Here is a 23,139-nt window from a genome sequence, read left to right on the forward strand (position 1 = left end):
ACCCAGCCGCTAGAGAATCAAAGCCCCTCCAGTTCCGCCATCAGATCATTCAACCGATCCGCCTTGTCCGCGGTGATCTCACTGGCCGCCAAACCGTCGATGTACCCGGCCAGCTCTTCAACCGTGCTGCATTCGAACATCGCCCGCAGCGGCACATCCCGTTGCAGGGTTTTCTGCACCCGTGAAGCGATCTGCGTGGCCAGCAACGAATGCCCGCCCAACTCGAAGAAGTTGTCGCGGACACCGACCTTGTCCACCTTCAGCACCTCGGCCCAGATATGGGCCAGGGTCTGTTCCAGTTCATTGCGCGGCGCTTCATAGTCCTGGCTTTGCAACTGGCCGATGTCCAGCGTCGGCAAGGCTTTGCGGTCCAGTTTGCCGTTGGCGTTGAGCGGCAACCTGTCCAGCCACAACCAGTGCAGCGGTACCATGTATTCCGGCAGTTCGGCACGCAGGCGTTGCTGGATGCGCGCCTGGCGCTCAGCCGTATTCAGCGTGGAATCCGCCGCGACCAGATAACCAACAAGGTGCTTGCCGTTTACGCCCTCCTGCACACCGACTGCCGCCTCGCGGACTTCCGGCTGTTCATGCAGACGCGCTTCGATTTCACCCAGTTCGATGCGGTAACCGCGAATCTTCACCTGATGGTCGATGCGCCCGACGTATTCCAACACCCCATCGCCGCGACGGCGGGCCAGGTCGCCGGTGCGATACAACCGATCACCCGGCGCGCCAAACGGGTTGGGCACGAACACCTCTGCGGTGCGCAGCGGATCGCTGACATAACCGCGCCCGACGCCAGTGCCGGTGACACACAATTCGCCCACCGCACCCAGCGGCACGAGTTCCAAGGCACCGTCGAGCAGGTACAGACGGTTGTTGTCGGTCGGTGTACCAATCGGCAAATAGCTGCCGCGAGTGGAGGCCATGTCGACGCGGAAGAACGCCACGTCGTCCGAGCATTCCGCCGGACCGTAAGCATTCACCAGACCGATGTCCGGGTAACGCTGTAACCACTGATGCGCCAGTTCCGGCGGCATCGCTTCTCCGGTCGGCAGCATCCAGCGCAAATCGTCGAGGCTCATGCGTTCCTGAGCGAGCATGCCCTGGATCAGCGACGGCACGCTTTCCAGCACGGTGATGCGCTGATTCGAAACATGCGCCAGCAGGCCCTGCGGATCGTGGGCGATGGTGTTCGGCACGATGTCCACTCGTGCACCGAACAACGGCGCGGCGAGGAACTGCCAGACCGAAATGTCGAAACTTTGCGAAGCGGTCTGCGCGATCACGTCGGCGTCGCTCAGGTTCAGGTACGGCACTTTGCTCAACTGGTTATTGAGCATGCCGCGCTGTTCGACCATCACGCCTTTGGGCAAACCGGTGGAACCGGAGGTGTAGATCACGTAAGCCAGGTTATCCGGGGCGCTGTGGATCCCCGGGTTATGGCTCGGCACCCCACTCGCCTGCACCTCTTCCCAGACCAGCAATCGAGGCCGATGGGCACAGCCAGACTCGTCCAGCAGCGCAAGTGCCTGCTCGCGACAGGCCTGGGTGCAGACCAGCAACGGCGTTCGGCTCAGGTCGATGATACGACTCAGACGCTGGCTCGGCAGCCCCGGGTCCAGCGGCAGATAACCGGCCCCGGCCTTGAAGCTGCCGATGATCATGCCCAGCAGATCGAGGTTGCGTTCGGCCAACAAGGCCACCGGTTGGTCCAGCCCGACACCGGCAGCCCTCAGCGCATGACCGAGACGGTTACTGCGTTGATTCAATTCGGCGTAGCTGTGCTGCTCCGCGAGGCAACTGGCGGCGATCCGCTGTGGATGCGCGGCAACCTGCGCTTCGAACAATTCAACGTAACTCTGCTCCAGCGCATACGTATGCTCGCTCTGGTTGCAGCCGTGGATCAGGAAGTCTCGCTCCTCGGCCCCCAACAATGGCAAGTCGGCCATGTCGCCGTGGAAACCCTCGACCAACGCCAGCAGCAAGCGCTTGAACTCACCGAGCATGCGCTCGACGGTGTTTTCATCGAAGTAACGCTGGTCGTAGGACAAGTGCAAGCCCAGGTCATCGCCCGGATAGCACACCGCCGTCAGCGGGAAGTTAGTGTGGGTGCGGCCCGAGTCGGAGGTCGCGTTCAGGCTCTGGGCGCGGTCCAGTACCGAGCTTTCCACTGGCGCGTTTTCGAACACGAACAGGCTGTCGAACAGTGGCTGGCCCTTCGGCAGTTCGCTTTGTTCCTGGATGTTCACCAACGGCAGGTATTCGTACTCGCGCAGTTGCATGTTGCTGTCGAGCAAGCCGCTGAGCCACTGGCGCACGCTGCAACGCTGATCGTCCTGCGGCATCTTCACCCGCAGCGCAATGCTGTTGATGAACAGGCCAACGGTGCGTTGCATCTGCGGCATGTCCACCGGTCGCCCCGCCACCGTGACGCCGAACAACACGTCACGATCACCGCTCAATCGACGCAGCACCAGGGCCCACGCTGCCTGGGCGAAGGTGTTGATGGTCAGTTGATGGGCCTGGGCCAGTTCACGCAGGCGTGCACCGTCACGGGCGTCGAGCCTGGTATGGCGGTCGCCGACGGTCATGCCGCCGCTGTCGCCGGCGTGTTCACGCAGGAACGGTCGATCACTGGGGATCGGCGTGGTGCGTTCGAAGCCCTGCAGATTGGTTTTCCACCACTGTCGCGCTTGCGCCAGGCTCTGGCGTTGCAGCCAGCCGATGTAATCGCGGTAACGCGGCGGCACCGCCAGTTGTGCGTCCCGCCCCTCGCCGAGGGCGCTGTAGATTTCGAAGAAATCGTTCATCAACAGCGAACGGCACCAGGCATCGATGAGGATGTGATGGTTGCTCATCAGGAACCAGTAGCGCGCCGCGTCGACCCGGATCAGACGCAGGTGAAACGGTGCCTGGTTGAGCAGATCGAAGCCGGCCTCGCGTTCGCTCTTGAGCAAGGTTTGCAACTTCGGTTCCTGCTCGGCGTCGGCGATATCGCGCCAGTCGAGGTACTCGATCGGCGTGCTGCCCGGCTTGTGGATAACCTGCAGCATGTCTTCGCCAATGTTCCAGCAAAACGATGCGCGCAACGCTTCGTGACGGGCGATGACCGCTTGCCAGGCCTGGGCGAAACGCTGCGGGTCAAGTTCACTGTTGATGCGATAGCGATCCTGCATGTAGTACAGGCCGGTGCCGGGTTCCAGCAAGGTGTGCAGAAGCATGCCTTCCTGCATCGGGGTCAGCGGGTAGACATCCTCGATCACCGCCGCCGGGACCGGTAGCGCATCGAGTTGCGTCTGATTGAGCCGCGCCAGCGGGAAGTCCGACGGCGTCAGGCCGCCGACGTCATCACGCAGGCAATGTTCGATCAGGCTTTGCAGCTCGCCAAGGTAAGCGTCTGCCAGCTCGTTGATGGTCTGCGAATCGTGGCGTTCGGCGCTGAAAGTCCAGCGCAGTACCAGTTCCCCCGCGTAGACCTGACTGTCGACGCTCAACTCGTTGGGCAACGGTGCATGGGCATCGTGGGCCGCGCCGATGGCTTCATCCAGCGGATGGAACAACGCATCGGCACCGAAACTCTGGTCGAACTGCCCCAGGTAGTTGAAGGTGATGGGCGCCACCGGCAACCCGGCCATGCTCTGGCGACACCGGTCATCGGCGAGGTAGCGCAGCACGCCATACCCCAGACCTTTGTGCGGCACGGCGCGCAACTGTTCCTTGATCGCCTTGATCGAAGCGCCCTGCCCGGCGGCCTCTTCAATGTTCGACGGGGTCAGGCGCAACGGGTAAGCGCTGGTGAACCAGCCGACGGTGCGGGTCAGGTCGATCTCGTCGAACAGTGCTTCGCGGCCATGGCCTTCCAGTTGAATCAACGCCGAGGCGTGACCGCTCCAACGGCACAGCACACGGGCCAATGCGGTCAACAGCAGGTCGTTGACCTGGGTGCGATAAGCGCTCGGCGCCTGTTGCAGCAACTGCCGGGTCCGCTCGCGGTCGAGGCGTACGCTGACGGTGTGCGCATGCCGGTTTTGCCGACCACCGTCGGGACGATCACACGGCAATTCGGCGCTCGGCCCGGCCAGTTGCGTCTGCCACCAGCTCAGTTCTTCACGCAGGGATTCGCTGCCGGCATAGGCCTGCAAGCGTGCGGCCCAGTCCTTGAACGCGCTGGTTTTCGCCGGCAGTTTCACCGACTGCCGCGCATCGAGTTGGCGGTACACGGTTTGCAGATCGTCCAGCAGCACACGCCAGGAAACGCCATCGACCACCAAGTGGTGAATCGCAATGAACAAGCGTTGCTGGCCCTCGGGACCATCGACCAGCAGCACGCGCATCAGCGGCCCCTGTTCGAGGTCCAGGCTGCGCTGGGCATCGGCGAACAGCGCGGCGCATTTGTCCATCGACGGAACGCGTACCTGCCACAGCACCGGCGCATCGGAAATCGCCTGATGTTCGGCTTGCCATTGGCCCGCCACGTTGTTGAAACGTAAACGCAAGGCGTCGTGCTGTTCGATCACCGCCAGCAGCGCTTGCTCCAGGCGATGGGGTTCAAGAGGCGAAGCCGGTTGCAGCAACAACGCCTGGTTCCAGTGTTGGCGCTGTGGAATATCGGTGTCGAAGAACCAGTGCTGGATCGGCGTCAGGCGTGACTCGCCGCTGAGCAAACCTTGCTCGGCGCGGACCTGTTCGGTACGGGTCGCCACGGCGGCGAGGGTCTGTACGGTCTGGTGCTGGAACAGGTCACGCGGGCTGAAATGCAGGCCTTGCTGCCGTGCGCGGCTGACCACCTGGATCGACAGGATCGAATCGCCGCCCAGTTCGAAGAAGTTGTCGTTGAGACCGACCTGCACGACGTTCAGCACTTCGCACCAGATCTGCGTCAGCGTGACTTCAAGCTCGCTGATCGGCGCCACGTACTGCTGGCGGTTGAGCTCCGGGTCCGGTGCCGGCAAGGCGCGACGGTCGAGTTTGCCGTTGGCGGTCAGCGGCATGCCGGCCAGCAGGATCAGGTGCGTGGGTACCATGTAATCCGGCAGTTGCGATTTTAGATGCGCCTTGATCGCCTCGCGCAGTTCAGCCTGTTGCGCTTCACCAGTTTCTGCGACGTCGCTCACCAGATAGCCAACCAGCTGCTTGCCGCTCGGTGCATCCAGCGCCAACACCACGGCTTCACGGATCGAATCGTGTTCCAGCAGACGGGTTTCGATTTCCCCCAGCTCGATACGGAAACCACGAATCTTCACTTGATGGTCAATACGTCCGAGGTACTCCACCAGGCCATCGGCCCGCTGACGCACCAGGTCGCCGGTGCGGTAGATACGCCCGCCGTTGTCGGCAAACGGATCCGCCACAAAGCGTTCAGCGGTCATGCCCGCACGCTGGTGATAACCCTGGGCCAGGCCGGCACCGCCGACGTACAACTCGCCGGTCGCGCCTTGCGGCACCAACGCCAGATCGGCATCGAGGATGTACGCCACGCGGTCGCCAATGACGCTGCCGATCGGCACACTGCCCTGGCCTTCCTCCAGGACTGCCGGGGCCAAGCTGGCCAGCGGCATGACCACGGTTTCGGTCGGGCCGTAGGCGTTGAAGAACAGGTTCGGTTTGAACGCCGCGCGAATGCGCGACAGGTGCTCGCCGGTCAGCGCCTCGCCACCGGTGATGATCATGCGCACCGGCAGGATCTCGTTGCGGGACGCCAGCCATTGCGCCAACTGGCTGCCGTAACTCGGGGTGAAACCGAGGACGTTGATGTGATGAGTGCGGATCAGGCCGCAGATTGCTTCGGCGTCCCATTGGCCCTGCGCACGCAGCACCACGTGCGCACCGCTCAACAGCGGCACCAGCAAACGCTCGGTAGCGGCGTCGAAGTTGATCGAATAGAAGTGCAGTTCGCAATCGTCCGGGCGCATACCGAAACGCTCGATCACGGCGCAGCAGTGCATGGCGATTTCGCCGTGGGACACCACCACGCCTTTCGGTTTGCCGGTGGAACCCGAGGTGTAGATCAGGTACGCCTGATGTTGCGGCAGGCTGATAAAGGGCAGCTCGCTGGCCGGGTAATCGGCCAGTTTTGCGGCGTCCTCTTCGACGCACCAACGGCCAACCGTCGACGGCAATTCGCCGAGGGCCTTGAACATCGCCGCATCGCTCAAGAGCAATCCGACGGCGCTGTCTTCGATCATGTCGTGCAAGCGATCGAGTGGGTATTCCGGGTCCAGCGGCACATAGGCGCCGCCGGCCTTGAGGATCGCCAGCAAGCCGACGACCATTTCCAGCGAACGCTGCAATGCCAGACCCACGCGAACCTGCGGCCCGACACCGCGTTCGCGCAGCATCCAGGCGAGGTGATTGGCGCGGATGTCGAGTTCGGCGTAGCTGAGGGTCTGTCCGGCGAAGGTCAGTGCCGGCGCATCGGGACGCGCCAGTGCCTGCTCGCTGAACAGATGATGGATGCATTGATCGAGGCGATGTTCACCCTGCTCGACCCCGAGGCTATCAAGCAGATGGCGTTGTTCGCCGGCTTCGAGCAACGGCAATTCACTGAGACGTTGTTGCGGATCGGCGATCAACGCTTCCAGCAGGTTGCGCCAATGACCGGCCATGCGTGCAATGCGCGGTTCGTCGAACAGATCGGTGCTGTAGGTCAGGCAGCAACCGAGGCGGTGGTCGAGGTCGGTGACTTCCAGGTTAAGGTCGAACTTGGTCGCGCGGGCATCGTTGGCCAGGTACTCGACGGTCATGCCGGCCAAGGTGCGGCTCTGCTGGAATTCCCAGCGCTGCACGTTGCACATCACCTGGAACAGCGGGTTGTACGCAGCGCTACGCGGCGGCTGCAAGGCTTCCACCAGATGATCGAACGGCAGGTCCTGATGTGACTGGCCTTCGATTACCGTGTGGCGAACCTGCTCGAACAACTCGCCCACGGACATCTGCCCGTCGAGCTGGCAACGCAGCACCTGCGTGTTGAGGAACGCGCCGATCAGCCCTTCGCTTTCCGGACGAATCCGGTTGGCCACCGGTGCGCCGATGCGCAAATCGGTCTGGCCGCTGTAGCGGTACAACAGCGTGGCCAGGGCGGCGGTCATGGTCATGAACAGGGTCAAACCGTTTTGCGCGTTGAAGGCGCGGACCCGTGCGGCGAGGTCATCGCTCAGGTCGAAACGGTACAACTCACCTTGATGGCTTTGCACCGGCGGACGCGGACGGTCGGCGGGCAACTCCAGCAGCGGATGTTCAAGGCCCAGTTGCCCGGTCCAGTAGTCGAGCTGACGCTGGCGCTCACCGGACTCCAGCCACTGACGCTGCCACACGCTGTAGTCGAGGTACTGCACCGGCAGCGGCGTCAGCGGCGACTCGCGGTCATCGATGAACGCTTCGTACAGCGCGCTCAACTCGCGGGCAAAAATATCCATCGCCCAGCCTTCGGTGACGATGTGGTGCAGGGTCAGCACGAAGTAATGTTCCTGCTCGGCTGTCTTGACCAGGCAGGCGCGCAGCAGCGGTCCGCTCTCCAGATCGAACGGCTGGTGCGCTTCAGCGTCGGCCAGTTGCTGGACTTGCCACTCGCGAACATCGGCTGCCAGCGCAGTGAAGTCCTTCCAGTCCATGCGCACACCCGTCTCGGCATGCACCTGCTGACGCGCCACGCCATCGACGCTCGGGAACGTGGTGCGCAGGGTTTCGTGGCGCAGGATCAGCGCTTGCAACGCGGCTTCGAAACGCCCGACATCCAGCACCCCGCGCAGCCGCGCCATGCCGCCGACGTTGTAGGCCGGGCTGTGCGGCTGCATTTGCCAGAGGAACCACATGCGCTGCTGGGAATAGGACAGCGGTACCGGCTGGCTGCGGTCGACCTTCTCGATCGGCGGTTGTTTGTTGGTACTGCCGCTGGCCTGGATCAGGCGCACCTGTTCGGTGAACGCGCCCAGCTCACTGTTATCGAACAGCGCACGCAACGGTAACTCGACGTCACAGGCCTGACGGGTGCGGGAAATGATTTGCGTGGCCAGCAGCGAGTGGCCGCCGAGGGCAAAGAAATCGTCGCGCAGACCGACTTGCGCCAGGCCCAGCACTTCGCGCCAGATGCCGGCGAGCTGTTGCTGCAGTTCGGTCACCGGTTCGACGTGTTCGCGCACCTGCCACTGTGGTTCCGGAAAGGCACGACGGTCGAGTTTGCCGCTCGGGCTGAGGGGCATTTCGTCCAGGCGCATCAGCTGTGCCGGGACCATGTATTCAGGCAATTGCGACGCCAGGGCGTCTTTCAGCCGTGCGGTTTGCGCGTCGATGGGTTCACAGGAATCGGTCGTGGTGTAGTAACCGATCAGTTGCCCGCCGGCTGAAGTTTCGCGCACCAATACCACGGCTTGAGCGACGCCATGCTGGGCCAGCAGTTGCGCTTCGATTTCTTGCGGCTCGACGCGGAATCCGCGCAGCTTGACCTGCTGATCGAGGCGGCCGAGGTATTCAATCACGCCATCGGCGGTCCAGCGCGCACGGTCACCGGTGCGGTACAGACGCGCGCCCTGCTCGCCCGACGGATCGACCACAAAGCGTTCGGCGGTCAGGCCCGGACGGCCCAGATAACCGCGCGCCAAACCGATGCCGCCGATGCACAACTCACCCGGCACGCCGGCCGGAACCGGGTTGAGCTCGCTGTCGAGCACCCGGCAAATCACGTTGGTCAATGGCCGGCCAATCGGCGAGCGCGCGCCATCGGCGCGAGTGCTGTGCCAGTGAGTGACATTGATCGCGGTTTCGGTCGGGCCGTAGCGGTTGTGCAGTTGCACCGCTGGCAGTTGCTCCAGCACGCGGTTGCGCAGTTCGGCGGGCAAGGCTTCGCCACCGCAGAACACCCGGCGCAGGCTGGTGCATTCAGTCGTCAGCGGTTCGTCGATGAACAGCGAAAGCAGCGGCGGCACGAAGTGCAGCGTGGTCACGCCGTACTGCTGGACCCGTTGCGCGATGCGATGCGGGTCGCGGTGCTCACCGGGGGCGGCGATCAGCAAGCGGGCACCGGTGATCAGTGGCCAGAAGCATTCCCACACCGACACGTCGAAACTGATCGGCGCTTTTTGCATCAGCACGTCGGTGTCGTTCAGGCGATAGGTGTCTTGCATCCATTGCAGGCGTTCGGCAAGGGCCGCGTGGGTGTTGCCGACCCCCTTTGGTTGGCCGGTTGAGCCGGAGGTGTAAATCACATAGGCGAGATTGTCGCCGTGCAGGTTCAGGCCCGGCGTGTGGCTCGGCCAGCGCTCCAGATGCAGGGCATCCATGGCGATCACGCTGACGCCGTCAGTTGCCGGCAGGCGCTCCAGCAATGGGCTTTGCGTCAGCAGCAATTCCACGCCACTGTCGCTGAGCATGTAGGCCAGGCGTTCGGCCGGGTAATCCGGATCGAGCGGCACATAAGCGCCACCGGCCTTGATGATTGCCAAAAGGCCGATCAGCAGTTGCGGCGAACGCTCGCACGCGATCGCTACGCAGACGTCCGGCCCCACACCCTTGTCGCGCAGGTAATGGGCCAGGCGATTGGCCTGGGTGTGCAATTCGGCGAAGTCCATCTGGCCGCCCTCCCACAGCAGCGCAGTGCGCTGCGGGGTCTGGCGGGCCTGTTCGTTGAGCCGTTCAGGCAGCCACTGCTGGGCCGGCGCGCCGGGCGCGACGGACCAGTCGGCTTGCTGATCGAGTTCGGCACCGGTCAGCAATTGCAGGTCGCCGACGGCGGTTTGCGGTTGCGCGCAAATGGCCTGCAACAGGTTGCTGAAGTGCTCGGAGAGACGCGCGATGGTCGCCGCCTCGAACAGCTCGCTGGCGTAATCGAAAGACAGGCTGAGGCGACCGTTGCGATCCTCTTCACTGTGCAACTGCAGATCGAACTTGGCTTCGCGGCTGTGCCACGGCAATTCTTCGGCGAGCAATCCCGGCAGGCGTTTCAAGGCGCTGAGGTCGCGCTGCTGGTGGTTGAACATGACCTGGAACAGGCCTTGTTCCCGGGCCTGCGCAAAGGCTTCGAGCAGTTGTTCGAACGGCAAATCCTGATGCGCCTGCGCGCCCAATGCCGCCTGCCGGGTTTGCGCCAGCAGTTCAGTGAACGGAAGCCGTGCATCCACTTGCGCGCGCAACACCTGAGTGTTGATAAAGAAGCCGATCAGGCCTTGGGTTTCCAGGCGCGGACGGTTGGCATTCGGCACGCCGATGCGGATGTCACGCTGGCCGCTGTAGCGATGCAACAACGTCTGGAACGCCGCAAGCAGCAGCATGAAGGAGGTCGCTTGATGGGCCTGCGCGGTCTGGCGAATGGCATCGCTGAGGGCGGCGCCCAGGCGCACGGTGTGGCGCTCGGCACGGCGCAGGTGTTGCGCCGAACGCGGATGGTCGGTGGCCAGGCTCAGGGTCGGATGCTCATCGCCCAACCGGTCTTTCCAGTAAGCCAGTTGCCGCTCGCCCTCGCCTTGCGCCAGCCATTGGCGCTGCCAACTGCCGTAGTCGGCGTACTGAATGGGCAATGGCGCAAGCGTTGCCTGCTGCCCTTGGCAAGCCGCCGCGTACAACCGTGCAAATTCGTCGATCAACACGTTCAGCGACCATCCGTCGGCGATGATGTGGTGCATCGTCAGCAACAGTTGATGGTCTTCGTCGTCAAGGCGCACCAGCGTCACCCAGAACAGCGGGCCTTTCTCCAGATCGAACTGGGTCCGCGCTTCGTCTTCGCGGATTTGCTGCGCGCGCGCCTCACGCTCGGCGGGCGCAAGGTCGCTGATATCGATCACTTGCAGGCTGAATTCGTCAGCCGCCACCACCTGCTGCAGGGCCACGCCGTCACGTTCGAAGAACCGCGTGCGAAGGGATTCGTGACGCTCGATCAACTGCTGAAAACTGACGCGCACCGCGTCTTCATTGAGCTCACCGCGCAAACGCAAAGCACCGGGAATGTTGTAGGCGCTGCTCAGCGGGTCGAGTTGCCAGGTGATCCACAAACGGTTTTGTGCCAGGGATTGCGGCATCGGTTGATGGCGCGACAGCACAGTGATCGCCCCTTGGGCCAGCCCACCCTCCTGTTGCTCACGGGCCACCACCTCGGCGAATGCGCCGAGGGTCGGCGCTTCGAACAGCAGGCGCACGTTCAACTCCAGGCCCAACTCTTCGCGCAAACGCGCCACCACCTGTGTCGCCGCAATGGAGTTGCCACCAAGCAGGAAGAAGTGATCGTCGGCGCCCACCTCGTTGAGCTGCAACTGCTCGCACCAGATTTGCCCGATCAGGCTTTGCAGCTCGGAGCCGGTTTCGGTAGCGCCTGCGCTTTCGCAGGTTGCCGACGGGAACACGGCGTAACTGTCGAGGCTGCCATCCGCCAGGCGATTGCGGCACGCCGAGCGCTGCAGTTTGCCGCTGGAGGTCTTGGGCAGTGCGCCCGGATTGAGCAGCACCACCACGCTTGGCGCTTCCTGACAGGCTTCGGCAACGGCCTGGCGAATCGCTTTGATCAGCGCTTCGGGCGGCAGGATTTTCTGCACGCTGCGACTGATTTCCGCGGCGATGCCGATGCCTTCCTGGCCGTCCACGCTGACCGCGAACGCCGCGACGCGACCTTTGCGCACGACCTCGACTTCTCGCTCGACGGTCTGCTCGATGTCCTGTGGATAAAGGTTGTGGCCGCGCACGATCAACATGTCTTTCAGGCGGCCGGTGATGAACAGCTCACCGTCGCGCATGAAACCCAGGTCCCCGGTGCGCAGCCAGGTGCGGCCGGTGTGCTGGACGAACGTCTTGGCCGAAGCTTCGGGATTGCGCCAGTAACCGTGGGCGATGCTCGGGCCGGTCGCCCAGACCTCGCCGACGGCGTTGTCGACCCGTTCAGCGAACGACGCCGGGTCGACAATCAGCACCGCGTGATCCGGCTGACTGATGCCGCAGCTCATGATCGCGCTGCCCTCACCCGGCTCGGCGCGGTTCTGCGTCAGCGCTTGATCGTCCACCCGCAGGTTGCCGATGCCTTGGCCGCGCGGTGTGCCAGCGACGAACAGCGTGGCTTCAGCCAGACCATAAGAGGCCATGAAACTGTCGTCCGTGAAACCGCAACCGGCGAACTTCTCGGCGAAGCGCTCCAGGGTGTCGAGACGGATCGGCTCGGATCCGGAATACGCCACGCGCCAGCGGCTCAGGTCGAGACGCTCCAACGCCGAATCGCTGACCCGCTCGCTGCACAGCCGATAGGCAAAGTCCGGCCCGCCGCTGATGGTGCCGCCATACTCACTGATCGCTTCGAGCCAGCGCAGCGGCCGGACGAGGAAGTACGCCGGCGACATCAATACGCACGGTACACCGCTGAAAATCGGTTGCAGCAGGCCGCCGATCAGGCCCATGTCGTGGTACAGCGGCAGCCAGCTGACGATCACGTCGTCGGGGTTGAGGTCGATGCCGAAACCGTGGCGAATCAGCCGTTCATTGGCCACCAGGTTGCCGTGGCTGACTTGCACGCCTTTGGGCAACGCAGTTGAGCCGGAGGTGTATTGCAGGAAGGCGATGTGATCGCCTTGCAAATCCGGCGCGACCCACCGTTCTGCCAATGCGCTGTCGAGGGTATCGACACACAGCAACGGTGGCGCACCTTCAATGTGTAGCAACGCATCATGCACACCGGCGCTGGTCAGCAACAGGCGCGGCTCTGCATCGCTGATGATCGACAGCAGGCGCTCCTGATGATGACGGCGCGTCGACTCCGGCGGATAAGCCGGCACGGCGATCACGCCGGCGTACAGGCAACCGAAAAACGCCGCGACGTAATCCGGGCCGCTGGGAAACAGCAGCACCGCGCGATCCCCCAAATCAGCCTCGGCCTGCAACGCGCCGGCAATGGTTCGCGCCCGCTGGTCAAGCTCGCGATAGCTGAGCACCACAGCCTGATCCCGGGTTTCGGCGAGAAAACGCAAGGCCACACGATCCGGCGTCAGGGCCGCGCGGCGCTGGAGGGCTTGGACCAGTGTGCTGGGGAGTTCGAACGCGTCGGTCATGAGGTTTCCTGCCTGAATTCGGCTTGCAAATGGAATCGGTTTTCTGACGTCCCCCCTGTTCGAGGGCGCGCAGGGCGCAGTCTCTGCCGACCGCGCAAGGCATTGGGCATACGGTTTTGCCGGGGCTCTGCCCGGAGCCATTCACCAATGAGAACGGATGACATCTCGAAATAATTAGTCGCCAGGCTTGCGCGCTAACCTGGCCAGGGGGCTAAGCACGTGCGTCAGCGTGTCGCAGTTCGCACTCTGAACCTTCAAGGCGCATTACTTCTCTTTCTCAATTGACAATCATTATCATTCAACATAATTTGTCGCTCGATGTGTAGGGCGGCCCAGGACTTCTCGTCGTCCCACTAACCTTTTGGCAGCAGGGTGATTTCCATGACGGAACAAGTCTCCACAAGCAGGTGCGATTCGCCGCTACTTCAGGCATTCGTCGACAATCGACTGATTCTGGTCAAGATTGCGGCCCGCATCACCGGCTGCCGATCTCGCGCTGAAGACGTGGTGCAGGATGCGTTCTTCCGGCTGCAATCCGCGCCGCAAATCACGTCCTCGTTCAAGGCTCAGCTCAGCTATCTGTTCCAGATCGTGCGCAACCTGGCGATTGATCACTACCGCAAGCAGGCACTGGAGCAGAAGTATTCCGGACCTGAAGAGGAAGGCCTGAACGTAGTGATCCAGGGGGCTTCACCGGAAACATCGCACATCAATTTCTCGACCCTGGAAAACATCGCCGACGCGCTGACAGAGCTGCCAAGCCGCACCCGTTACGCCTTCGAGATGTACCGTTTGCACGGTGTGCCGCAGAAGGACATCGCCAAGGAACTCGGCGTCTCGCCAACCTTGGTGAACTTCATGATTCGCGATGCGCTGGTGCACTGCCGCAAGGTGTCGGGCACCCGGGCGGACAGTATTGTTCGTCGTTAACATCTGGAATTTGTGTCGCTCCAATTGCTAGCAGGCTAGCGATGGCAGACTCAAGATCAATACAGATCTTGAGTCGTGCCTATCACACCAACTCGCACCGATCAAAAAACCGCTCACGCCCCAACGCCATCAAAGCGGCACGCTTGTGTGGGAAGTCGAACTCTTTCTCGCGGAAAAACCGCTGATCCTGCATGTACCCGATCATCTTGGCGTTGTCGGCGCGCGGCTCGGCAACCACCCGCTGAGTGCGCGGCTCATCAATAAACAGGTAATGCACCAACGCCGATAACCAACTCGCGACCTTGTGCGGGCCACGGTGGTTTTCTTCGCCGACCAGCATGTGAATGCCACGGTCATAATCGCCGGCATCATAGAACGGTGCGATGCGATCTTCCTTGGCCCAGTAGGCTTCGAAATAGGCAAACGGTTGATCGTCGAAACTACCGATCAGCATCAGGGTGTGGGGGTCGGCTTCGAGTTTGCTCAGGTACTCGCGATGCTGTTCGAGGCTGCCCTCCTCCTGCCAGAAACTCGCGACGCGCGCACTGTTCTGCCACCGGTTGAAACGCGCCAGATCGGCATCGATATCCACCGTGCGCAGGGAAATCCACATCCCCAGCCGCGCATCGAAACGCCGATAAACCTCGCCGCGTGGCTTGATCGGTCGCAAGGGATGGCGCTTGCCATCACTGATGACCATTTGCTGGGGATAGCTGCAGGTCATCGACTGCACTCGCCACGGCTGCGGCAGCTGCCAGAAGAGTGTGCGCTCGCAACGAAAGTGACCGGCCGTTTGCGTGGGGATCAGCAAACCGCTGAGCAAAGCCTCGGTCGGGGCTTCATCGAGTTGCCAGACCAGACGCTGGCAGGCCGGATCACGGGCGAACAGCCAGTAACAGGCAGCCCACACAGCCGAGGTGTCGAGGTGACCGCCTTCCTCTCGTTGCACCTTCAACTCGGGGTCGCGACTGAGCCGCAGCTGGACCAGCGATTGGCCGTCAAGGCTGAGGCTCAGGCGGTTTTCGGTTTCATCGGCTTCAAGACGACTGCCTGAGGGTAACGCCAGGGCAGTCAGGTCATTCAGATTGGACATGGGTGGGGCTCACGATCGTCGACAGTTCAACCCTGTGACGTCAGCCGCAGCGGGAAATTTAAGAAAATCCGGTCATTAGCTGATCTGAAGAGACGATCTCAGCTGCCCGGGACAGGCACCACCGCAATCTTATAAGGCTCGAAAATCTTCAGCATCTGGCCATTGTCCCGCAAGCCCTGCAGCAGCTTGCCGAACGCTTCGCCACTGATGGGCGCCGCCGGGCGAAGGATGGCGTAATGGTGATAGATCTGATCGATGCGCTCGGACACCAGCAACTCATTGGCCACATTCAGATTGCGTAAAAAATAGTCGTTGAGGTAGGAGCGCGTGACCAACGCGATGTCGGCGCGGCCGCGCAACACCATCAACAGGTTGCTGTCGTGGGAATAGGTCAGCGTGGCGTTGTAGTTTTTGGCGAGGTACTGGGCCTCGGCATTGAAGTTGGCGAACTCGTAGTGGTAGCCGCTGAACAGCGCCAGACGCTTGCCGGTCAGGTCTGCAAAATAATCTTGCTGGCGAACCGCATGGCCCTCGCGTTGACGTTGTGCAACAAAAATCTCGGCGTCTTCCAGGCCCATGTCGACATCAATGTGTGGAATGTCTTTCCAGCCCCAGGCGGGGTTTTCGAAGATCGCCATGTCGATACGCCCCTGCTTGAAGTCACCGAAGCGTCGAGGAATGGACGTCGGCACCAGCACGAACTGATAGTCGTTTTGCAGGGCGTTCAGCGCCTCGACCAGTTGCGGCAGCAAGCCGGTGTCGGCACCGGATTCCGGGCGCACGGTGTACGGCGGAAAATGCGCGGCACCGATGCGCACCAGCTGCGCAGCCTGGGACGGCAGCACCCATAACGCCACGAGCGCCGCCAGCAAAAGCCGCGAAGCCGTCCGAATTGGCGAAGACATCAAGACAAGCCACTCCCCAAAGTACTGCATCAATGCATTCAAGCTAGGCGGTTTCGCCCAGTTAGCCAGTTTCCTGCCAACCCATCCACCCGATCACTTCTCCTCCAATACCAGAATCAGTGCCTCGTCGGCCAGTTGATCCAGGCTCATGCTGCCACCGGCGCGAAACCAGGTGGTGGTCCAGGACAGCGCCCCGGTCAAAAAACGTCGCGTGATGAACACATCACCGCGGATGAAACCGGCGCTTTTGGCTTCACCCAACACCTGCAGCCAAATGTCTTCATAAATGTCCCGCAGCGCCAGCACCTGAGCCTGGCCGTCCTCGGACAACGACCGCCATTCGTAGACCAGCACCGCCATGGCTTCGCCGCTGCCACCCATGATCGACTGCAATTCGCAACGGATCAGCGCCAGTACGCGCTCGCGCACACTGCCGGCCTCGGCAATGGCCGCACGCATCAACGCGGTGTTATAGCGAATGGTCTCCTCCATCACCGCCCGCAGGATTTCATCCTTGCTTTTGAAGTGATGAAAAATGCTGCCCGACTGAATGCCCACTGCACCGGCCAGGTCGCGTACGGTGGTGCGTTCGTAGCCTTTATTGCGAAACAGGTGAGCTGCCACTTGCAGCAACTTGCCACGGGCACTGTCCGGATCGGTCAACTGGCCGCTGTCGACCAATTCGCGCATGACCCTCAGGGCTTTTTGCTCATCCACCCGATCTCTCCTACAGTCGTGATCACCGCTAAAACAGCGGGGTTGCGCGGGCAATTTAAGCTGACGGCCCGAACCAAGCAAGCGCTCGGGAAGAAGATATTTTCCGCCATTTACAAACCAAGCGCTTGCTTGGTAGTCTCGATGCACTCTGTTGGAGGTGGTTATGGATTCGACTGCGCCAAGAACAATTCGCATTGGGTGCGCCAGCGCATTCTGGGGCGATACCTCGACTGCCGCCGCGCAACTGGTGGAAGGCGGTTGTCTGGACTATCTGGTTTTCGATTATCTGGCCGAAATCACCCTGTCGATCATGGCTGGCGCACGCATGAAAGACCCCGCGAGCGGTTATGCCAGTGACTTCGTCGAAGTGCTCGGCCCCCTGCTCCCGCAACTCGCCGATCACAATATCCGGGTGATCAGCAATGCCGGCGGGGTCAATCCGCAAGCCTGTGCCGCCGCCCTGCAAGCAGCCTGCGACAAGGCCGGTGTTTCCTTGAAGATCGCCGTGCTGCTGGGCGATGACCTGCAACCGCAATTCAAATCATTGAGCACCTGGGGCATCCATGAAATGTTCAGCGGCGCCCCGCTGCCACCGATGTGCGTCTCGACCAACGCCTATCTCGGCGCACCGGGCATCGTCGAGGCTTTGCGGCTGGGCGCGGACATCGTAATCACCGGGCGCGTGGTTGACAGCGCGGTGGTCAGCGCCGCGCTGGTCCATGAATTCGGCTGGTCGTGGCACGACTACGACAAACTGGCTCAGGCGGCACTGGCCGGGCACATCATCGAATGCGGCGCCCAGTGCACTGGCGGCAATTTCACCGATTGGCGCGAGGTGCCCGACTATGAGCACATCGGTTTCCCCATCGTCGAAGTCAGCGCCGACGGCCAGTTCGTCGTCAGCAAACCCGAAGGCTCCGGTGGCCTGGTCACACCGCTGACGGTGGGTGAGCAGATGCTCTATGAAATCGGCGATCCGCGGGCCTATCTGCTGCCCGATGTGGTCTGCGACTTCACTCAGGTCAAACTGCATCAGCAAGGCAAGAATGCCGTACAGGTGCACGGCGCGAAAGGCCTGCCGCCAACGGATCAATATAAGGTCAGTGCCACCTACCCGGATGGTTTCCGATGCACCGCCAGTTGCCTGATCGCCGGCATCGATGCGGTGGACAAGGCCCGGCGCGTCAGTGAAGCAATCATCAACAAGACCTCGGAAATATTCACCCGGCGCGGCTGGCCACCCTACAGCGACGTGAACATCGAACTGCTCGGCAGCGAGGCCACCTACGGTCCCCATGGGCAACGGCACGACAGCCGCGAAGTGGTGATCAAGCTCGCGGTGCGTCACCCGAACAAACAGGCGTTGATCGTGTTCTCCCGGGAAATCGCTCAGGCTGCCACGGGCATGGCGCCGGGGCTGACCGGGATTGTCGGCGGACGGCCGACGGTCTATCCGTTGATCCGGCTGTTCTCGTTCCTGATCGACAAAAGCGTCTGCTCGCTGGAGATTGATTTCATGGGCCAGCGCCACCCGTGCGCCCTGCCCGCCCTCGATGTGCTCGACAGTGCGGACTTGCCGGCACCGCTGGAACCACCCAAGCCCACGGGGCTGGCCGACGCCAGCGTGGCGCTGGTCAAACTCGCGGTGGCGCGTTCGGGCGACAAGGGCAATCACAGCAACATCGGCGTGATGGCCCGCGATCCAGAGTACCTGCCGTGGATCGCCGAGGCATTGACGCCCGAGGTCATCGTCGACTGGATGAGCCATGTCCTCGATCCGGTGCACGGTCGTGTGGAGCGTTGGTATTTGCCCGCCAGCCACAGCCTGAATTTTTTGCTGGAAAACGCCCTCGGCGGCGGCGGTGTCGCCAGCCTGCGAATCGATCCGCAAGGCAAGGCTTTCGCCCAGCAGCTGCTGGACATCCAGATTCCGGTGCCGCAGCGCATCGCCGACCAGGTCAAATAGAGGACTGCGCCATGGCCTACGATTCGATTTTCAGAACTGATCTGTTTGCCGGCCAGAACATCATCGTCACCGGCGGCGGCAGTGGCATCGGCCGCTGCACTGCGCACGAACTGGCGGCCCTCGGCGCCCATGTGATTCTGGTCGGGCGCAAGGCCGACAAATTGAAAGCCGTCGCCGGCGAAATTGTGGAAGATGGCGGCAAGGCTGACTGGAGCACCTGCGACATTCGCGAGGAAGAAGCGGTGATGCATCTGGTCAGCGAACTGATCCGTAAACACGGCCCGATTCACGGTCTGGTCAACAATGCCGGGGGGCAATACCCGTCGCCCTTGGCCTCGATCAACCAGAAAGGTTTCGAAACCGTGATGCGCACCAACCTGGTGGGCGGTTTCCTGATGGCCCGGGAAGTGTTCAACCAGTCCATGAGCAAACACGGCGGCGCCATCGTCAACATGCTCGCCGACATGTGGGGCGGCATGCCGGGCATGGGGCATTCGGGAGCGGCGCGCTCGGGCATGGACAACCTGACCAAGACCTCAGCGTTCGAGTGGGGTTATGCCGGGGTACGGGTCAACGCCGTGGCGCCGGGCTGGATTGCCTCCAGCGGCATGGACACCTACGAAGGTGCGTTCAAGGCGGTGATTCCAACCTTGCGCGAACACGTGCCGCTCAAGCGCATCGGTACTGAATCGGAAGTCAGCGCCGCCATCGTATTCCTGCTGAGCCCGGCCGCTGCGTTCATCAGCGGCAGCACCTTGCGCATCGACGGTGCCGCCAGCCTTGGCGGACGGGCATGGCCGATTCACAAGGCGACCAACAGCGAATCGTATAACGGCTTCCATCGCGCCTACCTTCCTGATGTCCTCAAGGACAAGGAATAACCCATGCCGGTGATCCAGTCGCAACTCGATGCCAACAGCGAACAGTTCGCACACAACCGTGCGGCGATGCTCAGCGCTGTCGAACAGGTTCGCGCCCTCGAACAGAACCTGCTGGACAAGGCTGCCCAAGCCAAACCCAAATTCGATAAACGCGGCCAACTGTTGCCCCGCGAACGCCTCAATCTGCTGCTCGACCCCGGAGCGCCGTTCCTCGAACTGGCGAGCCTGGCCGGCTATAAACTGCACGATGACAAGGACGGCAGTTCGGCCGGCGGCGGCTTGATCGCCGGCATCGGTTATGTGTCCGGGGTAAGGGTGTTGGTGGTGGCGAACAACAGCGCAATCAAGGGCGGGACCATTTCCCCCAGCGGCTTGAAAAAATCCCTGCGTCTGCAACAGATCGCCATGGAAAACAAATTGCCGGTGATCACCCTCGCCGAAAGCGGCGGCGCCAATCTCAACTACGCGGCGGAGATTTTCGTCGAGGGCGCGCGCAGCTTCGCCAACCAGGCGCGGATGTCAGCCATGGGCCTGCCGCAAATCACCGTGGTGCACGGTTCAGCCACGGCGGGTGGCGCTTATCAACCCGGGCTATCGGACTACGTGGTGGTGGTACGCGGCAAGGCCAAGTTGTTTCTCGCCGGGCCACCGCTGTTGAAAGCGGCGACCGGAGAAATCGCCACGGACGAAGAACTGGGTGGCGCCGAAATGCACGCACAAACAGCCGGCACCGCGGAATACCTGGCGGAAAACGATGCCGATGGCGTGCGTCAGGTGCGCGAGATTGTCGGCATGCTGCCCTGGAACGAACAACTGCAATGGTTACCCGAACTGCGCTGGGAAGAACCGCTCTACCCCGTCGACGAACTGCTGGGGCTCATTCCGGATGATCCGAAAAAACCTTACGACGTGCGCGAAATCATCGCCCGCATCGCCGACGCTTCGAACTTCCTCGAATTCAAGGCCGAGTTCGATCAGCAAACCGTCTGCGGGCAACTGAAAATCCAGGGCCGCGCCTGCGGCTTCATTGGTAACAACGGCCCGATCACGCCCAAGGGTGCAAGCAAGGCAGCGCAGTTCATTCAGCTGTGCGACCAGAGCCAGACGCCGTTGCTGTTTTTCCATAACACCACCGGGTTCATGGTCGGCACCGAATCGGAGCAGCAAGGTGTGATCAAGCACGGCGCCAAGATGATTCAGGCCGTGGCCAATGCCCGCGTGCCGAAACTGACTATCGTTGTCGGCGGGTCCTACGGCGCTGGCAACTATGCGATGTGCGGTCGCGGCCTGGACCCGCGTTTCATCTTTGCCTGGCCCAACAGCCGCACCGCGGTGATGGGCGGCGCGCAGGCGGGCAAAGTGTTGCGCATCGTCACCGAAGCCAAACAGGCCAAGGACGGGCTGGTGCCTGATCCGAAAATGCTCGACATGCTTGAACAGGTCACAGCGCAGAAGCTCGACAGCCAGTCCACGGCGCTCTACGGCAGCGCCAACCTGTGGGACGACGGTTTGATCGACCCGCGCGATACCCGGACCTTGCTCGGTTACTTGCTGGATATCTGTCAGGAGGCCGAAGTGCGGCCGCTGCAAGCCAACAGTTTTGGTGTAGCCCGCTTCTAAGGGCGATCAGGAGAACAATAAAAATGATCTTCACCCAGGAACACGAAGCACTGCGCCGCACCGTCCGCCAATTCGTCGAGCACGAGATCAACCCCCACGTCGAAGAATGGGAAAAGGCCGGGCGTTTTCCGATCCACGATATCTTCCGCAAGGCCGGCGACCTTGGCCTGCTGGGCATATCCAAACCGGAAAAATTCGGCGGCATGGGCCTCGACTACAGCTATTCGATTGTCGCCGCCGAAGAGTTCGGGACCATTCATTGCGGCGGCATTCCGATGTCCATCGGCGTGCAGACCGACATGTGCACCCCGGCCCTCGCGCGTTTCGGCTCCGATGCACTGCGTGACGAGTTCCTGCGCCCGGCCATCAGCGGCGAGCAGGTCGGCTGCATTGGCGTCTCCGAAGTGGGTGCCGGTTCCGATGTGGCCGGATTGAAAACCACCGCGCGCAAGGATGGCGACGACTACGTGATCAACGGCAGCAAGATGTGGATCACCAACTCGCCGAGCGCCGATTTCATCTGCCTGCTGGCCAACACGTCGGACGACAAACCGCACATCAACAAATCATTGATCATGGTGCCGATGAACACGCCGGGCATCAGCCTCAGTTCGCACCTGGACAAACTCGGCATGCGCAGTTCGGAAACCGCTCAGGTGTTTTTCGACAACGTGCGCGTGCCGCAGCGCAATCGCATCGGCCATGAAGGCGCGGGGTTCATGATGCAGATGCTGCAGTTCCAGGAGGAACGCCTGTTCGGCGCGGCCAATATGATCAAGGGCCTGGAATACTGCGTCGACAGCACCATCGAGTATTGCAAGGAGCGTAAGACCTTCGGTAACGCGCTGATCGACAATCAGGTGATTCACTTCCGCCTGGCCGAACTGCAAACCGAAATCGAATGCCTGCGGGCGTTGGTCTATCAGGCCACCGAGCAGTACATCAAAGGCCAGGACGTCACCCGCCTGGCGTCCATGGCCAAACTCAAGGCCGGTCGATTGGGCCGCGAAGTCAGCGACAGTTGCCTGCAATATTGGGGTGGCATGGGTTTCATGTGGGACAACCCGGTGGCCCGCGCCTACCGCGATGTGCGGCTGGTGTCGATTGGCGGCGGTGCCGACGAAATCATGCTGGGGATCATCTGCAAACTGATGGGCATCCTGCCGGGGAAAAAGAAATGAGCACGCTACCCGATTGCCAGACGCTGCTGCTGGAACTGCACAACGGCGTGCTGCACATCACCCTCAATCGTCCGGACAGCCGCAATGCCATGAGCTTGCAGATGGTGAGCGAACTGCGCGCAGTGCTGGCGGCGATTCACGATGACCGCGCTATTCGGGCGTTGGTCATCGGCGGTGCCGGTGGGCATTTTTGCGCGGGTGGCGACATCAAGGACATGGCCAACGCCCGCGCCCAAGGCTCCAGCGCGCACCGCGATTTGAACCGGGTGTTCGGTGCGCTGCTGCAAGAGGTGCAACACGCGCCGCAAGTGGTCATCACCGTGCTGCAAGGTGCCGTGCTCGGTGGAGGCCTGGGCCTGGCCTGTGTCAGCGATATCGCCATGGCCGATCATTCGGCGCAATTCGGCCTGCCGGAAACCAGCCTCGGCCTGCTGCCGGCGCAAATCGCGCCGTTTGTGGTCCAGCGCATCGGCCTGACCCAGGCCCGGCGACTGGCGCTGACGGCGGCGCGCTTCGATGGCAACCAGGCGCGGCGAATGGGCCTGGTGCACTTTGTCGAACATGACCCGCAAGCCTTGGCCGAGCGTCTCGATGAGGTGTTGGCCCATGTACTTTGCTGCGCCCCCGGGGCAAATGCGGCGACCAAAAAATTGTTGCTGGCCAGTGCCGGGCAACCTTCGGATGCGCTGCTCGACCAGGCAGCCGAGTGGTTCAGCGACGCGGTAACCGGGACTGAAGGCGTCGAGGGGACGATGGCCTTTGTGCAGAAGCGTAAACCGGGGTGGGCCTCTTAAAAGCAACGCTGGCGAGCCAGCCCCCACAAGGTTTTG

The 23,139-nt window shown here is 62.1% G+C and carries 10 protein-coding genes; 6 read left to right on the forward strand and 4 right to left on the reverse strand.

The features are described from left to right. Nucleotides 1-17: 17 nt before the first annotated feature. Nucleotides 18-13,016, reverse strand: coding sequence for a non-ribosomal peptide synthetase (locus BVK86_RS20105; RefSeq protein ID WP_075948067.1), 12,999 nt, complete (start codon nt 13,014-13,016; stop codon nt 18-20). 381 nt (nt 13,017-13,397) lie between these two features. Here BVK86_RS20105 and BVK86_RS20110 point away from each other — a divergent pair, with 381 nt between their 5' ends. Beyond that, nucleotides 13,398-13,946, forward strand: coding sequence for an RNA polymerase factor sigma-70 (locus BVK86_RS20110; RefSeq protein ID WP_075948068.1), 549 nt, complete (start codon nt 13,398-13,400; stop codon nt 13,944-13,946). A gap of 82 nt (nt 13,947-14,028) precedes the next feature. Here the strand turns inward: BVK86_RS20110 and BVK86_RS20115 are convergent, their stop codons facing one another. The 3 genes from BVK86_RS20115 to BVK86_RS20125 form a co-directional block, all read right to left on the reverse strand. Next, entirely contained in the window at nt 14,029-15,039 is a 1,011-nt protein-coding gene (locus tag BVK86_RS20115; protein WP_075948069.1) for a GNAT family N-acetyltransferase, read from the reverse strand. 98 nt (nt 15,040-15,137) lie between these two features. Beyond that, nucleotides 15,138-15,944 carry a substrate-binding periplasmic protein gene (locus BVK86_RS20120; RefSeq protein WP_173668847.1) on the reverse strand — a complete coding sequence of 269 codons (807 nt, stop codon included), beginning with the start codon at nt 15,942-15,944 and terminating at the stop codon, nt 15,138-15,140. 93 nt (nt 15,945-16,037) lie between these two features. After that, nucleotides 16,038-16,661 carry a TetR/AcrR family transcriptional regulator gene (locus BVK86_RS20125; protein ID WP_075948070.1) on the reverse strand — a complete coding sequence of 208 codons (624 nt, stop codon included), beginning with the start codon at nt 16,659-16,661 and terminating at the stop codon, nt 16,038-16,040. A gap of 163 nt (nt 16,662-16,824) precedes the next feature. Here BVK86_RS20125 and BVK86_RS20130 point away from each other — a divergent pair, with 163 nt between their 5' ends. From BVK86_RS20130 to BVK86_RS20150, 5 genes are read left to right on the forward strand one after another with little or no spacing between them, the layout of a single operon-like run. Then, entirely contained in the window at nt 16,825-18,627 is a 1,803-nt protein-coding gene (locus tag BVK86_RS20130; RefSeq protein WP_075948071.1) for an acyclic terpene utilization AtuA family protein, read from the forward strand. A gap of 11 nt (nt 18,628-18,638) precedes the next feature. Beyond that, a complete protein-coding gene (locus tag BVK86_RS20135; RefSeq protein WP_075948072.1) occupies nt 18,639-19,508 on the forward strand; it encodes an SDR family oxidoreductase in 870 nt (289 codons plus the stop codon). 3 nt (nt 19,509-19,511) lie between these two features. Continuing rightward, nucleotides 19,512-21,128, forward strand: coding sequence for a geranyl-CoA carboxylase subunit beta (gene atuC, locus BVK86_RS20140; RefSeq protein ID WP_075948073.1), 1,617 nt, complete (start codon nt 19,512-19,514; stop codon nt 21,126-21,128). 23 nt (nt 21,129-21,151) lie between these two features. Beyond that, entirely contained in the window at nt 21,152-22,309 is a 1,158-nt protein-coding gene (atuD, locus tag BVK86_RS20145; RefSeq protein ID WP_075948074.1) for a citronellyl-CoA dehydrogenase, read from the forward strand. Continuing rightward, complete coding sequence (locus tag BVK86_RS20150) at nt 22,306-23,103, forward strand: enoyl-CoA hydratase-related protein (protein WP_075948075.1); 798 nt, start codon at nt 22,306-22,308, stop codon at nt 23,101-23,103. Before atuD ends, BVK86_RS20150 begins: the two co-directional genes overlap by 4 nt. Nucleotides 23,104-23,139 lie beyond the last annotated feature (36 nt).

It is taken from the genome of Pseudomonas reinekei (assembly GCF_001945365.1).
In the GTDB taxonomy this organism is placed as follows: domain Bacteria; phylum Pseudomonadota; class Gammaproteobacteria; order Pseudomonadales; family Pseudomonadaceae; genus Aquipseudomonas; species Aquipseudomonas reinekei.